General features: G+C 72.2%; 16 protein-coding genes. 9 read left to right on the top strand and 7 right to left on the bottom strand.

Annotated elements, in window-relative coordinates:
- Positions 1-110: 110 nt before the first annotated feature.
- The 4 genes from galE (at position 111) to ABIA32_RS18450 (ending at position 4,879) form a co-directional block, all read left to right on the top strand.
- Positions 111-1,112, top strand: coding sequence for a UDP-glucose 4-epimerase GalE (gene galE, locus ABIA32_RS18465; RefSeq protein WP_370096446.1), 1,002 nt, complete (start codon positions 111-113; stop codon positions 1,110-1,112).
- Positions 1,113-1,282: 170 nt separating this feature from the next.
- Entirely contained in the window at positions 1,283-2,032 is a 750-nt protein-coding gene (ureA, locus tag ABIA32_RS18460; RefSeq protein ID WP_370096444.1) for an urease subunit gamma, read from the top strand.
- Positions 2,029-3,795 (top strand): urease subunit alpha, encoded by a 1,767-nt coding sequence (locus ABIA32_RS18455; RefSeq protein ID WP_370096442.1) that lies wholly within the window; start codon positions 2,029-2,031, stop codon positions 3,793-3,795. Before ureA ends, ABIA32_RS18455 begins: the two co-directional genes overlap by 4 nt.
- 13 nt (positions 3,796-3,808) lie before the next feature.
- Positions 3,809-4,879: an agmatine/peptidylarginine deiminase gene (locus ABIA32_RS18450; RefSeq protein ID WP_370096440.1), complete on the top strand. Its 1,071-nt coding sequence runs from the start codon at positions 3,809-3,811 to the stop codon at positions 4,877-4,879.
- Between the two features lie 46 nt (positions 4,880-4,925).
- On the opposite strand, the gene ABIA32_RS18445 is transcribed toward ABIA32_RS18450, so the two are convergent.
- Complete coding sequence (locus ABIA32_RS18445; RefSeq protein ID WP_370096438.1) at positions 4,926-5,378, bottom strand: hypothetical protein; 453 nt, start codon at positions 5,376-5,378, stop codon at positions 4,926-4,928.
- Between the two features lie 95 nt (positions 5,379-5,473).
- Here ABIA32_RS18445 and ABIA32_RS18440 point away from each other — a divergent pair, with 95 nt between their 5' ends.
- Positions 5,474-6,073 (top strand): TetR family transcriptional regulator C-terminal domain-containing protein, encoded by a 600-nt coding sequence (locus tag ABIA32_RS18440; RefSeq protein ID WP_370096436.1) that lies wholly within the window; start codon positions 5,474-5,476, stop codon positions 6,071-6,073.
- Positions 6,074-6,215: 142 nt separating this feature from the next.
- Positions 6,216-7,382 carry a DUF4328 domain-containing protein gene (locus ABIA32_RS18435; protein ID WP_370096434.1) on the top strand — a complete coding sequence of 389 codons (1,167 nt, stop codon included), beginning with the start codon at positions 6,216-6,218 and terminating at the stop codon, positions 7,380-7,382.
- A 30-nt stretch (positions 7,383-7,412) separates the two neighbouring features.
- Here ABIA32_RS18435 and ABIA32_RS18430 read toward each other — a convergent pair whose 3' ends face one another.
- Positions 7,413-9,002: a hypothetical protein gene (locus ABIA32_RS18430; protein ID WP_370096432.1), complete on the bottom strand. Its 1,590-nt coding sequence runs from the start codon at positions 9,000-9,002 to the stop codon at positions 7,413-7,415.
- A gap of 252 nt (positions 9,003-9,254) precedes the next feature.
- Between ABIA32_RS18430 and ABIA32_RS18425 the strand changes: the two genes are divergently transcribed.
- Together ABIA32_RS18425 and ABIA32_RS18420 are read left to right on the top strand one after the other, a co-directional pair.
- Positions 9,255-10,247 carry a helix-turn-helix transcriptional regulator gene (locus ABIA32_RS18425; protein ID WP_370096430.1) on the top strand — a complete coding sequence of 331 codons (993 nt, stop codon included), beginning with the start codon at positions 9,255-9,257 and terminating at the stop codon, positions 10,245-10,247.
- A gap of 10 nt (positions 10,248-10,257) precedes the next feature.
- Positions 10,258-10,791 carry a MarR family winged helix-turn-helix transcriptional regulator gene (locus tag ABIA32_RS18420; protein ID WP_370096428.1) on the top strand — a complete coding sequence of 178 codons (534 nt, stop codon included), beginning with the start codon at positions 10,258-10,260 and terminating at the stop codon, positions 10,789-10,791.
- Between the two features lie 73 nt (positions 10,792-10,864).
- Here the strand turns inward: ABIA32_RS18420 and ABIA32_RS18415 are convergent, their stop codons facing one another.
- A complete protein-coding gene (locus ABIA32_RS18415; RefSeq protein WP_370096426.1) occupies positions 10,865-11,341 on the bottom strand; it encodes a methylated-DNA--[protein]-cysteine S-methyltransferase in 477 nt (158 codons plus the stop codon).
- A complete protein-coding gene (locus ABIA32_RS18410; RefSeq protein WP_370096594.1) occupies positions 11,338-12,837 on the bottom strand; it encodes an AlkA N-terminal domain-containing protein in 1,500 nt (499 codons plus the stop codon). Before ABIA32_RS18410 ends, ABIA32_RS18415 begins: the two co-directional genes overlap by 4 nt.
- A 199-nt stretch (positions 12,838-13,036) precedes the next feature.
- On the opposite strand from ABIA32_RS18410, the gene ABIA32_RS18405 reads away from it, so the two are divergent.
- Positions 13,037-13,498: a rhodanese-like domain-containing protein gene (locus ABIA32_RS18405; protein WP_370096424.1), complete on the top strand. Its 462-nt coding sequence runs from the start codon at positions 13,037-13,039 to the stop codon at positions 13,496-13,498.
- Positions 13,499-13,655: 157 nt separating this feature from the next.
- Here ABIA32_RS18405 and ABIA32_RS18400 read toward each other — a convergent pair whose 3' ends face one another.
- The 3 genes from ABIA32_RS18400 to ABIA32_RS18390 form a co-directional block, all read right to left on the bottom strand.
- Positions 13,656-14,303, bottom strand: a complete 648-nt coding sequence (locus ABIA32_RS18400) for a DUF4230 domain-containing protein (RefSeq protein WP_370096422.1) — start codon at positions 14,301-14,303, stop codon at positions 13,656-13,658.
- A 117-nt stretch (positions 14,304-14,420) separates the two neighbouring features.
- Positions 14,421-15,515 carry a ribosome small subunit-dependent GTPase A gene (gene rsgA, locus ABIA32_RS18395; protein ID WP_370096420.1) on the bottom strand — a complete coding sequence of 365 codons (1,095 nt, stop codon included), beginning with the start codon at positions 15,513-15,515 and terminating at the stop codon, positions 14,421-14,423.
- Between the two features lie 208 nt (positions 15,516-15,723).
- Positions 15,724-16,935 (bottom strand): YihY/virulence factor BrkB family protein, encoded by a 1,212-nt coding sequence (locus tag ABIA32_RS18390; protein ID WP_370096418.1) that lies wholly within the window; start codon positions 16,933-16,935, stop codon positions 15,724-15,726.
- Between the last annotated feature and the right edge of the window lie 608 nt (positions 16,936-17,543).

Below are 17,543 nucleotides of genomic sequence, written 5' to 3'. Positions count from 1 at the left end.
GTCACCAAAAGATTGCCTGCTGGTCACGGAACCATCACGACCCCAGGAACGTCGGGACCTTCGAGACGTCGAAACGGCGGTCTCAGGGCGGCGGAGGGGAAGAAAATCCAGTGAAGGTTCTGATCACCGGCGGGGCGGGGTTCATCGGCAGCACGGTCGCATCCGCCTGCGTCGACGCGGGGATCGTCCCGGTCGTACTGGACAGCCTGGTCACCGGCCGCCGGGAGTTCGCCGACGGGCGGCCGTTCTACGAGGGCGACATCGCCGACGGCGCGCTCATCGATCGAATCTTCGAGGAACATCCGGATATCAGCGCGGCGATCCACTGCGCCGCGCTGATCGTTGTGCCCGATTCGGTGGCCCAGCCGCTGCACTACTACCGCGAGAACGTGGCCAAGACCGTCGCCCTGGTCGAGCACCTGCAGCGGAAGGGCTGCGAGCGGCTGCTCTTCAGCTCCTCGGCGTCCATCTACGCCCCCGGCGAGGACTTCTCGGTCGACGAGGAGTCCTCGCTCGACCCGCTCTCGCCCTACGCGCGCACCAAGATGGTCACCGAGCTGATCTTCAAGGACACGGCGGAGGCCAGCTGCCTGCGCGTGCTCTCGCTGCGCTACTTCAACCCGATCGGCGCCGACCCGCAGCTGCGCAGCGGCCTGCAGGTGGCGCTGCCCTCGCACGCGCTCGGCAAGCTGATCGAGGCACGGGCCGGCGGCGCGCCGTTCCGGATCACCGGCACCGACTGGCCGACCAGGGACGGCAGCGGCATCCGCGACTACATCCACGTCTGGGACCTCGCCCAGGCCCACGTCGCCGCGCTCCAGCGCTTCGACGCGGTGCTGCCTCTGGACGGCCCCCGCTCGTACGAGGTGATCAATCTCGGCACCGGACAGGGAACGACGGTCCGCGAGCTGGTCGCGGCGTTCGAGGTGGTCACCGGCGCCCCGCTGCCGATCGAGGAGGCTCCCGCTCGCCCGGGTGACAACGCGGGTGCGTTCAGCCGTACGGAGAAGGCGGAGCGGCTGCTGGGCTGGCGGCCTGAGCTCTCCCTTGAGCAGGGCATCGCGGACACGCTGACGTGGTTCGACCGGCGCGCGGCGGTGCTTGGGCTGTAGCCGCGGAGGTCCCGACGAGCACCCGTCCGGCTGGTCCGGGCAGGTGCTCGCGTGCGTTCGAGGACGGTCGGGGCTGGACAGGCGGGCCCGCGCGGGGTTCAATGCGAGGGAAGTTTGAACGGCGTTCTAAACCCGTTCTGGACCCTCATCCGAACCACTGGCGAGGCACCGTGCGATTGAGTCCGACTGAGCGGGACCGGCTGCTGTTGTTCACGGCGGCAGAGTTGGCGCGCGCCCGGCGTGCGCGTGGCGTGCGGCTGAATGTGCCGGAGGCGACGGCGCTGATCGCGGACACCGTGTGCGAGGCAGCGCGTGACGGTGCGCGGTTGGCGGACGCGATCGCGGCCGGGCGCAGCGTGCTCTCGGCCGATGAGGTGTTGCCGGGTGTGGTGGATGTGGTGACCTCGTTGCAGGTGGAGGCGGTGTTCGACGACGGGACGCGGCTGTGCGTGATCGACGACCCGTTCCGGGGGGCGGGTTCGCTCGGCGCGGAGGCTCCGGGCGCGGCGTTGCCGGGCGCGGGCGAGGGGTATGAGGCGGCCGAGCCGGCGGTGGTGCTGCCGGTGCGGAACACGGCGCCGGTGCCGGTGACGGTGACGTCGCATTTCCACTTCTTCGAGGCCAACCCGCGGCTCGCGTTCGACCGCGCGGCGGCCTTCGGGATGCGGCTCGCGGTCCCGGCCGGCTCCTCGGTCCGCTTCGACGCGGGCGCGGTGGTCGAGGTCGGCCTGCTACCGATCGGCGGCGAGCGGATCGCGATCGGCTTCGCCGGCCTGGTCGACGGCCCCCTCGACGCCCCCGGCGCCCGCGAGCAGGCCCTGGCCAAGGCCCGCGCCTGTGGCTACCTGACCAGCTTCGATGCACCCCGGACCGATACGTCCGAGGCCAACTCCACCGAGGCCGGGGAGGCCGGAGCATGAGCGGCAGCATCTTCGACGCGGCGGGCTGCCACGGCCGCCCGGGTCCCGTCGTCCCGGCGGGCTCGATCGACCCGCACGACTACATCGCCGTCCACGGCCCCCGCGCCGGCGACCGGATCCGCCTCGGCGACAGCGGGCTGATCGTCCGCGTCGAAGCCGACTCCCAGCACCCCGGCGAAGAATTCCTGGCCGGCTTCGGCAAAACCGCCCGCGACGGCATCCACCTCAAAGCCGCCGCCGTCCGCGACACCTGCGACGTCGTCATCTCCAACGTACTGGTCATCGACGCCGTCCAGGGCATCCGCAAAACCAGCATCGGCATCCGCGAGGGCCGCATCCACGCCATCGGCCGCGCCGGCAACCCCGACACCCTCAACGGCGTCCAGGTCGTCGTCGGCACCGGCACCACCATCGTCTCCGGCGAAGGCCTCATCGCCACCGCCGGCGCCATCGACACCCACGTCCACCTCCTCTCCCCCCGCATCATGGAAGCGTCCCTGGCCTCCGGCGTCACCACCATCATCGGCCAGGAATTCGGCCCCGTCTGGGGCGTCGGCGTCAACTCCCCCTGGGCACTACGCCACGCCTTCAACGCCTTCGACGCCTGGCCCGTCAACATCGGCTTCCTCGCCCGCGGCTCCTCCTCCGACCCCGCCCCCCTCATCGAAGCCCTCGCCGAAGGCGGCGCGAGCGGCTTCAAAGTCCACGAAGACATGGGCGCCCACACCCGCGCCCTGGACACCGCCCTACGCGTCGCCGAAGACCACGACGTCCAGGTCGCCCTCCACACCGACGGCCTCAACGAATGCCTCTCCGTCCAAGACACCCTCGCCGTCCTCGACGGACGCACCATCCACGCCTTCCACATCGAAGGCTGCGGCGGCGGACACGTCCCCAACGTCCTCAAAATGGCCGGCGTCCCCAACGTCATCGGCTCCTCCACCAACCCCACCCTCCCCTTCGGCCGCGACGCACTCGGCGAACACTTCGGCATGATCGTCTCCGCCCACGACCTCAAGGTCGACCTCCCCGGCGACGCCGCCATGGCCCGCGACCGCATCCGCGCCGGCACCATGGGCGCCGAAGACGTCCTGCACGACCTCGGCGTCATCGGCATCACCTCCTCCGACGCCCAGGGCATGGGCCGCGCCGGCGAAACCGTCCGCCGCACCCTCGCCATGGCCGGGAAGATGAAACACGAACTCGGACCCCTCGACGGCGAAGGCTCCTTCGGCACCACCACCTCCGGCGACGACAACGAACGCGTCCTGCGCTACATCGCCAAACTCACCATCAACCCGGCCATCGCCCACGGACTCGCCCACGAGATCGGCTCCATCGAGGCCGGCAAACTCGCCGACATCGTCCTGTGGCGACCCGACCACTTCGGCGCCAAACCACAACTCGTCCTGAAGTCCGGCTTCCCCGCCTACGGCGTCACCGGCGACCCCAACGCCTCCACCGACCGCTGCGAACCCCTCATCCTCGGCCCCCAGTTCGGCTCCTTCGGCACCACCGCCGCCGACATCTCCGTCGCCTTCGTCGCGAACGCCGCCGTCCACAACGGCGACCAACTCCCCACCCGCCGCCGCCGCGTCCCCGTCCGCCACACCCGCGGCATCGGCCCCGCCGATCTGCTGCGCAACCACCGCCTCGGCTCCGTCGACGTCAACCCCACCACCGGCCTCGTCACCCTCGACGGAGACCCCCTGCACTCCCACCCCGCCGACTCGGTCTCCCTCAGCCGCCTCTACTTCCTCTAGGAGCACGACCCTCATGACGTTCATGTCCGACCCGTCCCAGCAGCCCGCCGCCCAGTCCCCTGCTGCCCTCGGCTACGCCATGCCCGCCGAGTGGGCCCCGCACGACCGCACCTGGATGGCCTTCCCCACCTCCAACGAGACCTTCGCCGGCGACGAGCTCCACCTGGCCCGCCAGGCCTGGGCCAACGTCGCCAACACGATCGTGCGCTACGAGCCGGTGACGCTGGTCGTCAACACCGGTGAGGCCGAGGCCGCGCGCGGCTACGTCGCCGCCGAGGTCGAGATCGTCGAGCGGCCGCTGGACGACGCGTGGATGCGCGACATCGGCCCGACCTTCCTAACCGACGGCAAGGGCGGCCTGGCCGCCGCCGACTGGATCTTCAACGGCTGGGGCGCCCAGGAGTGGGCCAGCTGGGAGGACGACCAGCACATCGCCGAGCATGTGGCCGAACTGACGGGCGTGCCGCGCTTCGCGTCGCGCCTGATCAACGAGGGCGGCGGCATCCACGTCGACGGCGAGGGCACGGTGCTGCTGACCGACACCGTCCAGCTGGGCGAGGGCCGCAACAGCGACTGGACCCGCGAGCAGGTCGAGGCGGAGATCCACGCCTTCCTCGGCACCACCAAGGCGATCTGGGTCCCGCGCGGCCTGACCCGCGACTACCAGCGCTTCGGCACCCGCGGCCACATCGACATCGTCGCGGCCTTCCTCAAGCCCGGCACGGTCGTGGTCCACAGCCAGCCGGACCCGGCGCACCCGGACCACGAGGTCACCAAGGAGATCGCCGCCCTGCTGCGCGCCTCCACCGACGCGCAGGGCCGTGCCCTGGAGGTCATCGAACTCCAGGCCCCGACCGTGCTGTTCGAGGAGGACGGCGAGCCGGTCGACTACTCCTACATCAACCACTACCTCTGCAACGGCGCCGTCGTCCTCTGCGCCTTCGACGACCCGCGCGACCAGCAGGCGGCCGAGGTCTTCGCCCGGGTCTTCCCCGAGCGCAAGGTCGAGCTCGTGGACGCCCGCGAGATCTTCGCGAACGGCGGCGGCATCCACTGCATCACCCAGCAGCAGCCCCGGGTCTGATCCTCGCGCCGCGGCGGATCGCGGCGAGGCCGCGTAGGCAGGCCGGTCAGCCGGTGGCGCCGGCCGACGGAAAGAGCGTGTCCGTCATGCCGGACGCGGCAGCGGTCGGCATGGCGCTCGGAACCCAGCTCGGCATGACGCTGGGTATGGCCGTCGAGATGTCGCTGGGCATGATCGTCGGAAAGGCGGAGGCGTTGGTCGGGAAGCCGCTCGGGAGTTCCTGGCCGATGACGGACTTCGTCGCCTCGCCGACCAGCTTCTGCAGCGTCACGGCGTCGATCCCCGCGCAGGCGGTGGGGGTCGGAGCCGGGGCAGCGGTCTTCCCTGCGTCGAAGGCGGCCTTGAACTCCTGGACGAGGACGGCCTCACAGGAGCTGGTGCTCGCCGCGCTCGGGGCGTGGGTGCCGTTCGCGCCGCCGCCGGAGGAACAGGCGGAGAGGGCGATGACCGCGGCGGTCGCGGCCGCTGCGGCCGCGGCGGTGACGATGGTGGTGCGCATGGGGTCCCCCGGGTGGTCTTGATGCGTGTGCGCCTGACACCGTAGTGGATCGCTTGAACGACGTTCGTTCGAAAGACGAGAGGGGCTGACCGCACGTGCCCAGAGCGTCCGCCCGCAGGCCGGCCAGGCCGCGCGAGGAGGTCTTCGCCGCGGCGATGGCGGCGATCGCCGCCCAGGGCCTGGCCGGGCTGACCATGGCCGGGCTGGGCAAGGAGCTCGGCATGAGCGGGGGCCATCTCCTCTACTACTTCGGCAGCAAGGACCAACTGCTGCTGGAGACGCTGCGCTGGAGCGAGGCCCAACTGGGCGAGCGCCGCGGCGAGGTCCTGCGCGGGGGCGCCTCGGCGGCCGAACGGCTGCACGCGTTCGCGGCGCTCTACCTGCCGACCGGGGCGGGCGATCCGCGCTGGACGCTCTGGGTCGAGGTGTGGGGTCGCTCACAGGCGAGCGAGGAGATCCGGGCAGGTCAGGTCGAGATCGAGGCCGTCTGGCGGGCCGACCTGGTCGCCCTGCTGCGCGAGGGCATCGCGGCCGGGGAGTTCAGGGCGATCGAGCCGGAGCGGTTCGCGGTCCTGCTGGGCGCGCTGCTGGACGGGTTCGGCACACCCATCGTGGTAGGGCTGCCCGGAGCGAACCGGGATACCGCACTGGGGCATGTGCAGGGGTTTCTGCGGGAATCACTGCTTGTGCTGTGACCCGCGCCATTTCCTCGGTCAACACCGGATCGTCGGTGCCCGAACCTGGCACCCGCACACGTGGACGGATTTCGGCCACGTCGCATAGCATCAGCCGCCAGCCGCGCGTCCAGGAGCGCGGACCCAGCCAAGGGGATCTCCGGTGCTCTGCCCGTCCTGTTCCGCCGCCTCGATAGACGCCTACGGACGCTGTCCGAACTGCGGCTTCCAGGCCGGTCCGTCCGCCCAGCCGTACGCCGCCTACTACCAGCAGCCGATGCTCGTCACGCCAACGGCGCCGGCCGGCGTCGGCGTCGCGGCGCAGGTACTGATCGCGATCAGCGGCCTCTTCTCCCTCATCGCGTTCGGCCTCAACTTCTGGCTCTTCGGCGTCGCCAAGAACGCCTACGAGAACGGCTACAACGTCGACACGGCGAACGCGGCGAGCGGCGCCGTCGGGATCATGAGCGGCCTCGCGCTCCTGCTGAACCTCGCGACCGGCATCGTCTTCATCGTGTGGTTCGCCAAGTCCGCCAAGCTGTCGGGGATCCTCGCGCCCGGGCAGCAGTCGCTCTCCTCGGGCTGGGCGATCGGCGGCTGGTTCATCCCGCTGGCCTTCCTGGTGCTCCCCCGCCTGGTCGCCGGCGGCATCTGGCGCGCCGCGCGTCCGCTGGAGCCGTACCCGACCGGACAGCGGCCGCGCACCTACCTGGTGACCTGGTGGTGGCTGACCTTCTGCGTCGGTCAGTTGTTCATCGGCTCCCACAGCAACCCCGGGCCCCAGGGCGCGGCCGCGCCGTCGGTGGCGTACCTGGTCGGCCAGTACGGCTTCTCCGGGCTGGTGGACCTGAGCTGGGTCGCCGCGTCGGTGCTGGGCGTCATCATGATCCGCAAGGTGACCTCGATGCAGCAGGTCCGGATCCTCCAGGGCCCCGGCATCGGCCACCCCTACGCGGGCCCGGTCCAGGTGCAGACCCCGTACGCGGCGTACGTCGACCCGACCGCGCAGTACCCGGGCATGCAGTATCCGGGCGTCGCGTACAACCCGGCACCGCAGCCGCACCCGCCGACGATGCCGATGCCGATGCCGATGGCAACTTCGCCGGAGGCGCAGCAGCAGCCCGTGCCGCAGCAGTACGCGCCCAGCATCCCGCCGCAGGCAGCGGCCCCGGCCGACGCGACGCCGGAGGCGACGGTGCGCCCGACCGTGCCGATGCAGGCGACCGCGCCGACGGCAGAGACCGGCGCCGAGGCCGCAACGGTCGTGGCGCCGCAGGACGCGGTGCCCGAGGACAGCGCGACCGTCGTCTTCGAGAAGCGCGAGGGCTGAGCCGGTCCCCGGCTTCAGCCGGGAGAGCCGTCAATCCTCCCAGATCGCCGCGGCCGTGCGGTCCGCCGAGTGACCCTGCGCGCGGGCCTGGACCTGGCGCAGGAAGTCCACGCCGCTCGGCGCGTGCGGCAGGGACCAGTGCTCCGCCAGGAGCGCGGCGACGGCCGGCTCGCTGCGCAGCGGCGCGGCCAGGCCCTCGGAGCAGAGCAGCAGCACGTCACCCGGCTCCGGCACGACGGCACGGAACCTGAACCGGTCCGCCCCGGACGGACCCGGCTCGGGATCCCCTGCGAGACGGCGGCCGGCGTAGGCGTCGTACCAGGCGTCGTCGCCGAGCAGCAGCAGCGAGCCGGATCCGGTGCCGAATCCGGCGCGGAGCCGGTTGGTCGGATCGAGCGGCGCGATCAGCGCGTGCAGGGACCCGTCCGCGCCCAGTTCGCGCGTCGCGCGGGCGGTGAGGCGTTGCAAGCCGTAGCGCAATCGTTCCTGCGCGCCCTCACGGAGATCCGCGAGCAGCCCCGCGCGGCTGCGGCCGACGGCGGCGGCGAGCATGCGGGCCGCCGGTTCCACGTCCGTCCCTGCCGGTCCGGTGGCGATGACGACGACGAGCAGCCCGTCCCCTCCGTCGCCGAAGCGCGCCACGAGCAGCCGGTCGGACCGAGGCAACCCCAGCGCGCGGGCCTGTTCGCCACGCGCGCTCGCTGCGCGCAGGGTCATGCTCCCGTGGCGGGCGAGGTCGAGCGCGGTGTCGGGCACCAGCGCGCCCAGCGCCTCCGGATCGGCTTCGGGCAGCGCGTCCGGCTCGGGCAGCGGGGCCCCGGCCTGCGGCCTGCTCCGCCCCCACCGGGCCGACGCCCCGTCGGACAGCGTGGGCGGCGGCACGTGCGGCGGCGGCACGAGCGGCTCGCTGACCAGCGTCGGAGTCTGCGCCTCGGGATCGTCGCCCGCCCGGGACGCTCCCGCGTCGGCCGCCTCGGACACACCGGGCGTCGCCGTCCCGCCTTCGCCGCGCGTGGGCACGTCGCCGCCACTCGGCTCGGTCGCGAGCTGAGGATCAGGCGGAGGGAGCGAAGGCTGAGGTTCGGACCGGGACTGCGGCTCCGGGTTGATCCCGGGCTCGGGCTTGGCCAGATCGATCGTTCGCGCGTCGGCGGGCCCGACCGGCCCGCCGGGTTCGGCCGGTGCCGTGGTGGCCTCTCCCTGTGCCGGCGCCTGCGCCTCCGCGCCGGCCAGGTCGGCCGCGCCTGGGCGGAACTCGGTGCGCGGGGCGATCACGCGCGGGTCCACAGAGATGCGGGGCGGCCGCGCGGGCCGTGGCGGGATCAGCAGCTGCTGCGGCAACGGCGGGGTCTGTGGGATCGGCGGGGTGTCCGGTGGCGGCGGGAGGGACGGTTCGAGCGGCTGCGCGGCCAGCGGCACCGCATCCGTCGGGGCGGCATCGGGGGTCGGCGCAGGCTCGCCGATCGCGCCCAGCGCCGAGGCGAACCAGTCGTCGACCGTCCCCGCGCGCGGCGCCTGCGCCGCCTCCGTTCCGCCCGGCCCGTAGACGGCATCCCACCACGCGTCCTCCGGCTGCTGCGCGGTCGGGCTCGGCACGCCCTGGTCGCGTCGGTCGCTCATGCTCCTGCCGCCTCCGTCCGGTGCCTCCGGGATCGACGCCATTGTCCATGCGCGGGGGGCGATCCAAGCGCGGAACCGGCGAATCAGAACACGTCCGGAGCAACCGAACGAAGGTATCCAGACAATCGCGCCAATTCACTGGCATCCCGTTCGACTACCCCCGATCGCCCCGAGCGGGCATGATGATCACGTCGCGGGCCCGCACCGCCCCGTCCGCGACCCCAGCCGCAGCAGGGAGGAGGTGTCCGCCGGATGCTGGAGTTCGTCGGTCTGAACGAGCGCTCCGAGCTCGTGTACCGGTCCCTGCTCTCTCTCGGCGCCGCCACGCCCGCCGTGCTCGGCGAGCGGCTCTCGCTGCCCGTGCCGCTCATCCGTCACGCGCTCGCCGGGCTGGAAGCCGCGGGCCTCGCGGCCGCCTCCGCGTCGCTCGCCGACCACTACGTCGCCGCGCCGCCGGGCGTCGCGCTCGCTCCGGCGCTCTCCCAGCGCCGCCACGAGTTGCACGAGGCCGAGCGTGCCGTCGAAGCACTGGCCGAGGAGTACCGCCGCAACGGCGCAGCCGTGTCGGGCGTGGCGGATCTGGTCGAGGTCGTCACCGGCGTCTCGGCAGTGCGGCACCGCTTCGAGCAGATACAGCTGGGCACCGAGGAGGAGTTGCTGGCCTTGGTCACCGACGCCCCCGTCGCCGTCCGGGCGGAGGAGAACGACGCGGAGGACATCGTCGTCGCGCGCGGCGTCATCCATCGCACGGTGCTCTCGCGGGCGAGTCTGGCGGAGAGCCAGGTCGTCGCCCAGCTGGCGCTCGCGCTCGGACGCGGACAGCAGGTCCGGGTCGCGGACAGCGTGCCGACGAAGCTGATCATCGCGGACCGGACTCTGGCCATGGTCCCGTTGCGCCGGCTGGCGTCCCCGGGCGAGCCTGCCGCGCTGCTGGTGCGTGCGCCGGGCCTGCTGGAGGCGCTGATCGGCCTGTTCGAGCAGTGCTGGCGGCTGGCCTTCCCGGTCCGCTTCTCCTCGGACGGGGGCCTTCCCGTCGAGGAGCTCGCTGACCAGCCGGACCACGTCGACCTGCAGATCGTCTCGCTGCTGCTCGCCGGGCTGACCGATGCCAGCGTGGCGAAGCAGCTGGATCTCGGGCTGCGTACGGTGCAACGGCGGGTGCAGCGACTGATGGTGCTGACCGGGGTGACGACCAGAATGCAGTTGGGCTGGCACGCCTACGAGAAGGGCTGGGTCGCCCGTTAGGCTTCTCGGCATGCCAGAACCTGTCGATCATGCCGCTGCCGGCGACCGCGTCGATCATGCCGACCCGGAAGGCCCGGCAGGTCCGGTGGGTCCGGTGGACCCGGCACAGGTCCAGCGCCTCACCGACGCCGTGACGCGGCTGCGCCGGGCGCTGCGCAGCAGCATCCGCACGGACTACCCGTGGGAGTCACTGCCCATGGCGCAGGTCGAGTTGCTGCAGACGCTGGCCGCCGGACCGTTGCGGGTGGGTGAGTTGGCGGCGCGTCAACGGCTGGCGCCCAACACCGTCAGTGGCCTCGTCAGCCGGATGCTGGAGTCGGGCTTCGTCGACCGGCAGGCCGACCCCGGCGACCGCAGGACCGCGCGCATCGCTCTGACGGAGGCCGGCCACCGGCAGCTGGCGGACTGGCAGCGCGCGCACGAGCGCAGGATCGCCTCCGCTCTCGACGCGCTCACGCCGGACGACAGCGCCGCCGTGTTCGGCGCGCTGGGCGCGCTGGAACGTCTGGCGACGGCCCTCGGCGAGGACGACGGCCGAGCCTGAGGCCGCGGTCCCGCCGTCCCGCAGCTCGGGCGGGCCCGCAGCGCCCTCCGCGTGCGCCGCTCCCTCCGCGCCTTCAGCGTTCGAGGTCGAGCAGGGTCTGCTTGGCCTCCAGCCCCGCCGCGAAGCCGGTCAGCGAACCGTCGCTGCCGACGACGCGATGGCAGGGCCGAATGATCAGCAGCGGATTGGCTCCGACCGCTCCGGCCACCGCCCGCACCGAGGTCGGCGGCAGGCCCGCCGCTGCGGTCAGTTCCTTGTAGGTGACGGTCGCGCCGAAGGGGATGTCGTCCAGCGCGCGCCAGACCCGCTGCCGGAACTCGGTGCCCGGCGGCGCGAGCGGGAAGTCGAACTCCTTGCGCTCTCCCGCGAAGTACTCGCGCAGCTGCGCCACCACGTCGGCGAGGCCGTCCGGGTCCGGGGTCCAGGAAGCATCGGGCTGGACCGGCTTGCCCTTCTGGGTGGGGGCGTAGAGGGAGGTCACCCGGCCGTCCTCGTCTGCGGTGAGCTGCAGCAGGCCCAGCGGGGAGTCCATCGTCGTGAATCGCGTCATCGCGCGCCCACCTCCGTCTTCTTGCTCATCTTTGTCTGCGTCTCGAATTCGGTTGCCGCCGCCCAGAGATGGTGGACCGCGTAGGAGCGCCACGGCCGCCACCCGTCGCTGTCCACGGCCTCCGGCGCGCCAGCGGCCCGGAGGCCGTGACGGACGCCGATGTCCGTCGGCAGGTAGGCATCCGGGTCCGCGAGTGCGCGCATCCGGACGTAGCTGACGGTCCACGGGCCGATCCCCGGCAGGGCGAGCAGTTGCGCGCCCGCCTCGTCGCGGTCCACCCCCGGGTCGAGCCGCACGCTGCCGTCGGCCAGGGCCGCGCAGAGCCCGCGCACAGCCCGCCGCCTGGCGGCGGGCATCGCGAGGTCGGCGTCGTCGGCCTCGGCCAGCGCGGCCGCGCTCGGGAAGAGGTGCGTCAGCCCGCCGCTCGGCTCGGGGAGCGGCGTCCCGTAGCGCGCGGCGAGCCGGCCGACGAGGGTGCGCGCGGCGGCGACGGTGACCTGCTGACCGAGCACCGCGCGGACCGCGAGCTCGTGCGGGTCGACGTGGCCGGGCGAGCGCAGGCCGGGCCGCTTGGCGGCCAGCGGGCCGAGGTAAGGGTCCGCGCTGAGGACTTCGGTCACCGCCTCGGGATCGGCGTCCAGGTCGAAGAGCGCGCGCAGCCGCTGCACGCCGGTCGTCAGGTCCCGCAGGTCGCCGAGCCGGAGCCGGGCGTCCAGCCAACCCTGCGGCGCACCGGGTTCGTCGACCTCCGCGACGGCGGGGCCGCCGGGCAGCGCGAGCGTGCGGCGGTACGTTCGGACGTGCTTCCGTGGGTCCGTCGTGACCTCCTCGACGCCGGGGACGGCGCGGATCTCGAGGAAGTCGAAGAGTGCTGCGGCGTCAAAGGGCTGACGGTGCGCCAGCCGTAGCGGGATACTGCCGTGCACGACGGGGCGGCGGCCGCGCCGGTCCCGCAGCTCCATCGGAGTCAGCGCGTAGACCGCGCGGATGGTGTCGTTGAACTGGCGGACGCTGGAGAATCCGGCCGCGAAGGCGACCTCCGTCACGCTGAGGTCCGTCGTCTGCAGCAGCAGCCGCGCGGTCTGCGCACGCTGTGACCGGGCGATGGCGAGCGGCCCGGCGCCGAGCTCGGCGTGCAGCTCGCGACTGAGGTGCCGCTCGCTGTAGCCCAGCCGGGCGGCCAGCCCGGCGACGCCTTCGCGGTCGACCACGCCGTCGCTGATCAACCGCATGGCGCGGCCGACGAGGTCGGCCCTGATGTTCCATTCGGGCGAGCCGGGGGCGACGTCCGGTCGACAGCGGCGGCAGGCCCGGTAGCCGGCGCCCTGGGCGGCGGCCGCGGTGGGGTAGAAGGTGATGTTCTCGCGTTTCGGGGTTCGGGCCGGGCAGCTGGGTCGGCAGTAGATGCCGGTCGTGCGCACGGCGGTGTAGAACACGCCGTCGTGGCGAGCGTCCTTGCTGCTCACGGCCCGGTAGCAGGCGTCCTCTTGCATCATCACGCCTACCAGTCTGCGGCATCGCGGGGCGGCTCACTGGCGGGAATCGGACATGGCAATGGCGGAGCGATTGTGGCGGAATCTTCACGGCAGGCGTCGTTCACGCCACTCGATCATGCATGCTGCCGGCCGAAAGAATGAGGTCATCGCCCCGGGGAACGGGTCGCGACCAGGCTCTCGACCGAAAGAAGCGACGACGATGACCAGCGCCATCCTGAGCGTTCCCGCCGCCGACCCGGCCACCGCCGCCGCCCACTACGCCGCCCGCCTCTCCTTCGAGGCCGACGTCTCCGACGTCCACGCGGACCTCGCCGCAGGCGTCAGAGGCGTCGTGGTCGTCGACTCCCGCAGCGACGCAGCCTGGGCCCAGGGCCACCTCCCCGGCGCGATCCACATCCCGACAGCCCGCATCGCCGAACTGGCGCCGACCCTGATCGACCCCTCGGTCACCGTCGTCACCTACTGCTGGGGCCCCGGCTGCAACGGCGCCACCCGCGCCGCCCTCGCCTTCGCCCGCCTCGGCTACTCCGTCAAGGAGATGATCGGCGGCTTCGAGTACTGGGTCCGCGAGGGCTTCGCGGTGGATTCGGACCAGGGCAACTGGTCCCGTCCGGTCGACGACCTGACGGCCCCCAAGTCCGGCATCTCCTGCGCCTGCTGATAGTCGAAGCGCACCGACCCCCGCCTTGCCTGAGGGGGTCCTGCCACCCTGCTCGGTGCCGGGTCTGCGGACTGGTAGCGTCCCCCTCTTGGCTGGCCGTGCGGGCACCGCGCGACGATGCGGACCCGAGCGGCCTGCCGCCTGACCACGTCCCGGGTTACTTGTAGGCGACCGACACCGTCGTGAAGCCGAGCGAGCGCAGCAGGCCCTGGAGCATCAGCGTCGTGTTCTGTTGCGCGCGTGTGGTCAGGCCGCTGGCAGCTGCTGCGGCCTGGATACGGCCGACGGCGACGACGTTCAGCATCTGCTGGTCGTTCGGGTTGCCCGAGAAGAACTGGCCGATGCGGTCGAGCAGGCCGCGTTCCTGGGCGACGATGTAGGAGTGCTTCACGTCCAGTGCGGCAGGGGCGAGTTGGCCATGCGGGAGGGTCAGGGTCGCCGTGCGGCGGTCCGGGGAGACCGAGACCGTGGCCTTGGAGAGGTCGACGTACGAGTCGACGGTGCCCGCCGCGACGTAGAGGGTGCGGCTGCCCAGGATCACGGACGGCATGAAGGTCGCCTCCTTGTCGATGTCGACGACCACTTGGAAGTTGCCCGCCGCCGCGTCGTAGCGGCTCATGTCCTGGACCGACTGGAGCACCGCCGGGCCGCTGCGGTCGGTCGTGCGCTCGCCGAAGGGATTGGGCAGCCCCGGAAGCCAGTTGAAGTGGCCCGCGGCCACGAACAGCGCCGTGATCAGCGCGAAGGTGATCGGGACGCTCACGTACCAGGGCACTCGGCGGCGGACGTTCGCGTTCGCGTTCACAGTCTCCTCCTGTGCGGTCCGGGGACGCGGGAACGCGCCCCCGGACTGCTCTTACCCGCGCCGACGGCCGTCAGCGGGTGCGGAGTCGACGAATCAGCAACAACTGCAACAGCCTTGTCACGAGAGCCGTCTGGCGGCCCGTGCGGTGCCGCCGCGTGCCTTCCAGATGCGGCGGAGTTCCGCGCGGACGCGGGCGTCCGCGCGGGCGGCCATACGCTGGTTCTCGCGCTGGAGCTTGCGGTAGCTGTCGAGGCGACGGTAGGTCAGCGTGCCGCCCTCCAGCGCCTGCCGCACCGCGCAGCCGGGCTCGCTCTCGTGGCTGCAGTCGGCGAAACGGCACTCCCCCGCGAGCTGTTCGATCTCGGCGAAGACCTGTTCCAGGCCCTCCTCCGCGGCCATCACGCCGACGCCGCGCAGCCCAGGCGTGTCGATGAGCACGCCGCGCCCGCCGGGGAGTGGCAGCAGTTCGCGGGTTGTCGTGGTGTGTCGGCCCTTGCCGTCGACCCCGATCGAGCGGACGTTCATCGCCTCCGCGCCGACGAGTGCGTTGAACAGCGTGGATTTGCCGACGCCGGACTGGCCCAGCAGCACCGTGCTGCCGCCGAGCCCTGCGGCCAGCCCCTCCAGGCCGGCGCCCGTCGTCGCGCTGACCGCGTGGACCGGCACGCCGGGCGCGACGCGTTCGACGTCTTCGCGGATCTGCCCGGCGTCGGGAGCAAGGTCGGCCTTGGTGAGCACGACCAGCGGGGCGGCCCCGCTCTCCCAGGCCAGGGCGAGAAAGCGCTCGATGCGGCCGAGGTCCGGCTCCACCGCGAGCGAGGCCGCGATGAGGACGGTGTCGACGTTGGCGGCGAGCACCTGTCCCTCCGAGCGCCGCGAGGCGCCGGATCGGATCACGGCGGTGCGGCGTGGGAGCAGCGCGCGCACGTGGGCGCCGGTCGCACCGGAGCCGTGGGCGAGGACCGCCCAGTCGCCGGTGCAGATGATGCGGACGGGGTCACGGGGGGTGACGAGCGCGGTGTCCGCGCGGACGACTCCCTCGGCAGTGACCACGTCGCAGAGCCCGCGGTCGACGCGCGCGACCCGGCCCGGCACGAGGCCGTCCTGGGCGTGCGGTGCGAAGGCGAGCTCCCAGGCCGCGTCCCAGCCGTAGGGGGTGAGCGGATCGGGAGGAGGAGAGGGGTCAGTTGAAGAGTGGAGCAGGGAAGACAAGAGAAGCCCTTCGAGGGGTGGAAGAGACGGTCTGATGCGCGAAGACGGTCTTCAACTTCCTCACCTCCTGGGCCACCCGTGTCGGTTCACGGCTGGGAATGACGGTAGTGGGGTCGGCGGGCGCGGCGCCATCGAGTTTCCGGCGGTTCGGCCGGCGGTTCGGCCGGCCGTTCAGCCGGCGGTTCAGCCCGGCGGTTCGGCCTGGCGCTCAGCGCCGGGCTGAACCGCCGTCGTCTCCCTCGTGACGCTCGCGGTCCTCGAAGGGTGAGGGGTAGCGCCGGCGGCGTCTGCCCTTGGACTGCATGCGGCCGCGCAGGTCCTCCGGGGGCAGGAAGTCCGCCCAGCGCTCGGGGTACTCAGCGGGGGCCTCGGGGTCGCCCTCGTGCTCGGGGCGGGGCGGGTTCGCGGCGCGGTTGCGGGTGGCGGTGCGGCGGGCCTCGGCGCGCCGTATCACCTCCAGGGCCGCTTCCTCACGGTGCTTCTCGTTCGCCGCGCGGGCCTGCGCGGTCTCGCGGGTCGGCCACATCCGGTCGATCGCCGCGTTCATGGCGGCGCCGATCAGGACCGCCAGGGCGGTGACGCCGATCCAGAGCAGGACCGCGACCGGCGCGGCGAGCGAGCTGTACACGGTCGGCCCCTCGACCGAGTGCACCAGGTAGAGCCGCAGGAAGATGCTGCACACGAAGAAGACGAGCAGCGCGACTATCGCGCCGGGCACGTCCTCCTTCCACGCCGTCCGGACCGGTACCGCCACGTGGTAGAGCGTGGTCATGAACAGAACCGAGAGCAGGATCGCACCCGGCCAGTACAGGGCGTGGACCAGGTCGCCGATGGCAGGGAACCAGTGCACGAGTGTGTCCGGGCCCGCGATCACCAGCGGGCCGATCACCGTCCCCGCCACCAGCGCGACGATGTAGAGGCCGAGCGAGAGCAGTCGGGTGTGCACGATGCCGCGCTGGTCCTCGAGCCCGTACATGATCGTGACGCTGTCGACGAAGACGTACAGGGCCCGCGACCCGGACCACAGGGCCAGCACGAAGCCGATCGAGATGAGGTCCGGGCGCCCACCGCTGAAGACGCTCTTGAGCAGCGGCGTCACGGTCTGGTGCACCGAGGAGGGGGTGAGGAAGGTCCCCGCCGCGCGGAGGATGTCCGCCTCCAGCTTGTTGATCACCCCCTGGCTCAGGTAGCCGAGCGTGCCGGCCACGCAGAGCAGCAGCGGCGGGACGGACATGAGCGTGAAGAAGGCCACCTCGGCGGCCAGACCGGTGACCCGGTACTCGACGCAGGTGTTGGTGGTGTCCTTGATCAGCTTCCAGGCGATGGCACGATAGGAGCGGTCACCGCGTCGCCTCGACGCGCGTCGACTGTTCCTGGCCCGATGCCGGGCCTTGGGTGAGGATTCGCCTGCTGGTTGCACGAGGCCAACCTATCGGCCCAGGCCCGTCCCTCCGGAGCCGCGCCGTCCGCGTCGGAAGCGGCGGATGTCACACCGGTTCCGGGCGCCGCACCCGCGGACGGCGACGCGCCGGCGAGCGTCGCCCCGGGGCCGGTTCGCGGCCGGTTCGCGGCCGGAGGACGCCCACATGGCGTCGGGTCCATATCGTGGACTCCTTCGTCTCGGAGAATGGGAGAAACGCCCCTCTCCGGACGGGTGGGCCCTTCGGGCAGGCGGAAGGGTCGGTGAAATCCCATCCTTCGGGACAATTTTGTCCAGATAGCGGATGGTGGTGGACGCAAGAAAGTTCGGCGTGCGACTCTTCTGCCATGTCTGGTGCCGGAACTGCCTTGGTCGGTCGACTTCACGTCGACCTCGGCCGCATGTCCAGCGCCATCTGTCCGGTGATCTGATTCCCCCTGCCGCACCGCCGACAGCAACCCCGACGTCCCGCCCGCCGCCGCGCGGATCACGTCGGCCCCGGCCAGGTCACCGCCGCGCCGCACGCACCCCGTGCAGGTCGTCGCCGCAGTGCCGAACCGGGAGACGCCACAGCTCAGGCCCCGATCCACTGCCCGAAGGACGCACAC

Source organism: Streptacidiphilus sp. MAP12-20 (assembly GCF_041262525.1).
Lineage (GTDB): Bacteria > Actinomycetota > Actinomycetes > Streptomycetales > Streptomycetaceae > Streptacidiphilus.
The sequence above is the reverse complement of the archived record's forward strand: the minus strand, read 5'-3'. Positions and strand labels throughout refer to the sequence as shown.

Bases quoted from the DNA above. Each gene is read 5' to 3' on its own strand.
- ABIA32_RS18455 (WP_370096442.1), top strand. From the start codon at position 2,029: ATGAGCGGCAGCATCTTCGACGCGGCGGGCTGCCACGGCCGCCCGGGT.
- ABIA32_RS18450 (WP_370096440.1), top strand. From the start codon at position 3,809: ATGACGTTCATGTCCGACCCGTCCCAGCAGCCCGCCGCCCAGTCCCCT.
- ABIA32_RS18445 (WP_370096438.1), bottom strand. From the start codon at position 5,378: ATGCGCACCACCATCGTCACCGCCGCGGCCGCAGCGGCCGCGACCGCC.
- ABIA32_RS18430 (WP_370096432.1), bottom strand. From the start codon at position 9,002: ATGAGCGACCGACGCGACCAGGGCGTGCCGAGCCCGACCGCGCAGCAG.
- ABIA32_RS18425 (WP_370096430.1), top strand. From the start codon at position 9,255: ATGCTGGAGTTCGTCGGTCTGAACGAGCGCTCCGAGCTCGTGTACCGG.
- ABIA32_RS18420 (WP_370096428.1), top strand. From the start codon at position 10,258: ATGCCAGAACCTGTCGATCATGCCGCTGCCGGCGACCGCGTCGATCAT.
- ABIA32_RS18415 (WP_370096426.1), bottom strand. From the start codon at position 11,341: ATGACGCGATTCACGACGATGGACTCCCCGCTGGGCCTGCTGCAGCTC.
- ABIA32_RS18410 (WP_370096594.1), bottom strand. From the start codon at position 12,837: ATGATGCAAGAGGACGCCTGCTACCGGGCCGTGAGCAGCAAGGACGCT.
- ABIA32_RS18405 (WP_370096424.1), top strand. From the start codon at position 13,037: ATGACCAGCGCCATCCTGAGCGTTCCCGCCGCCGACCCGGCCACCGCC.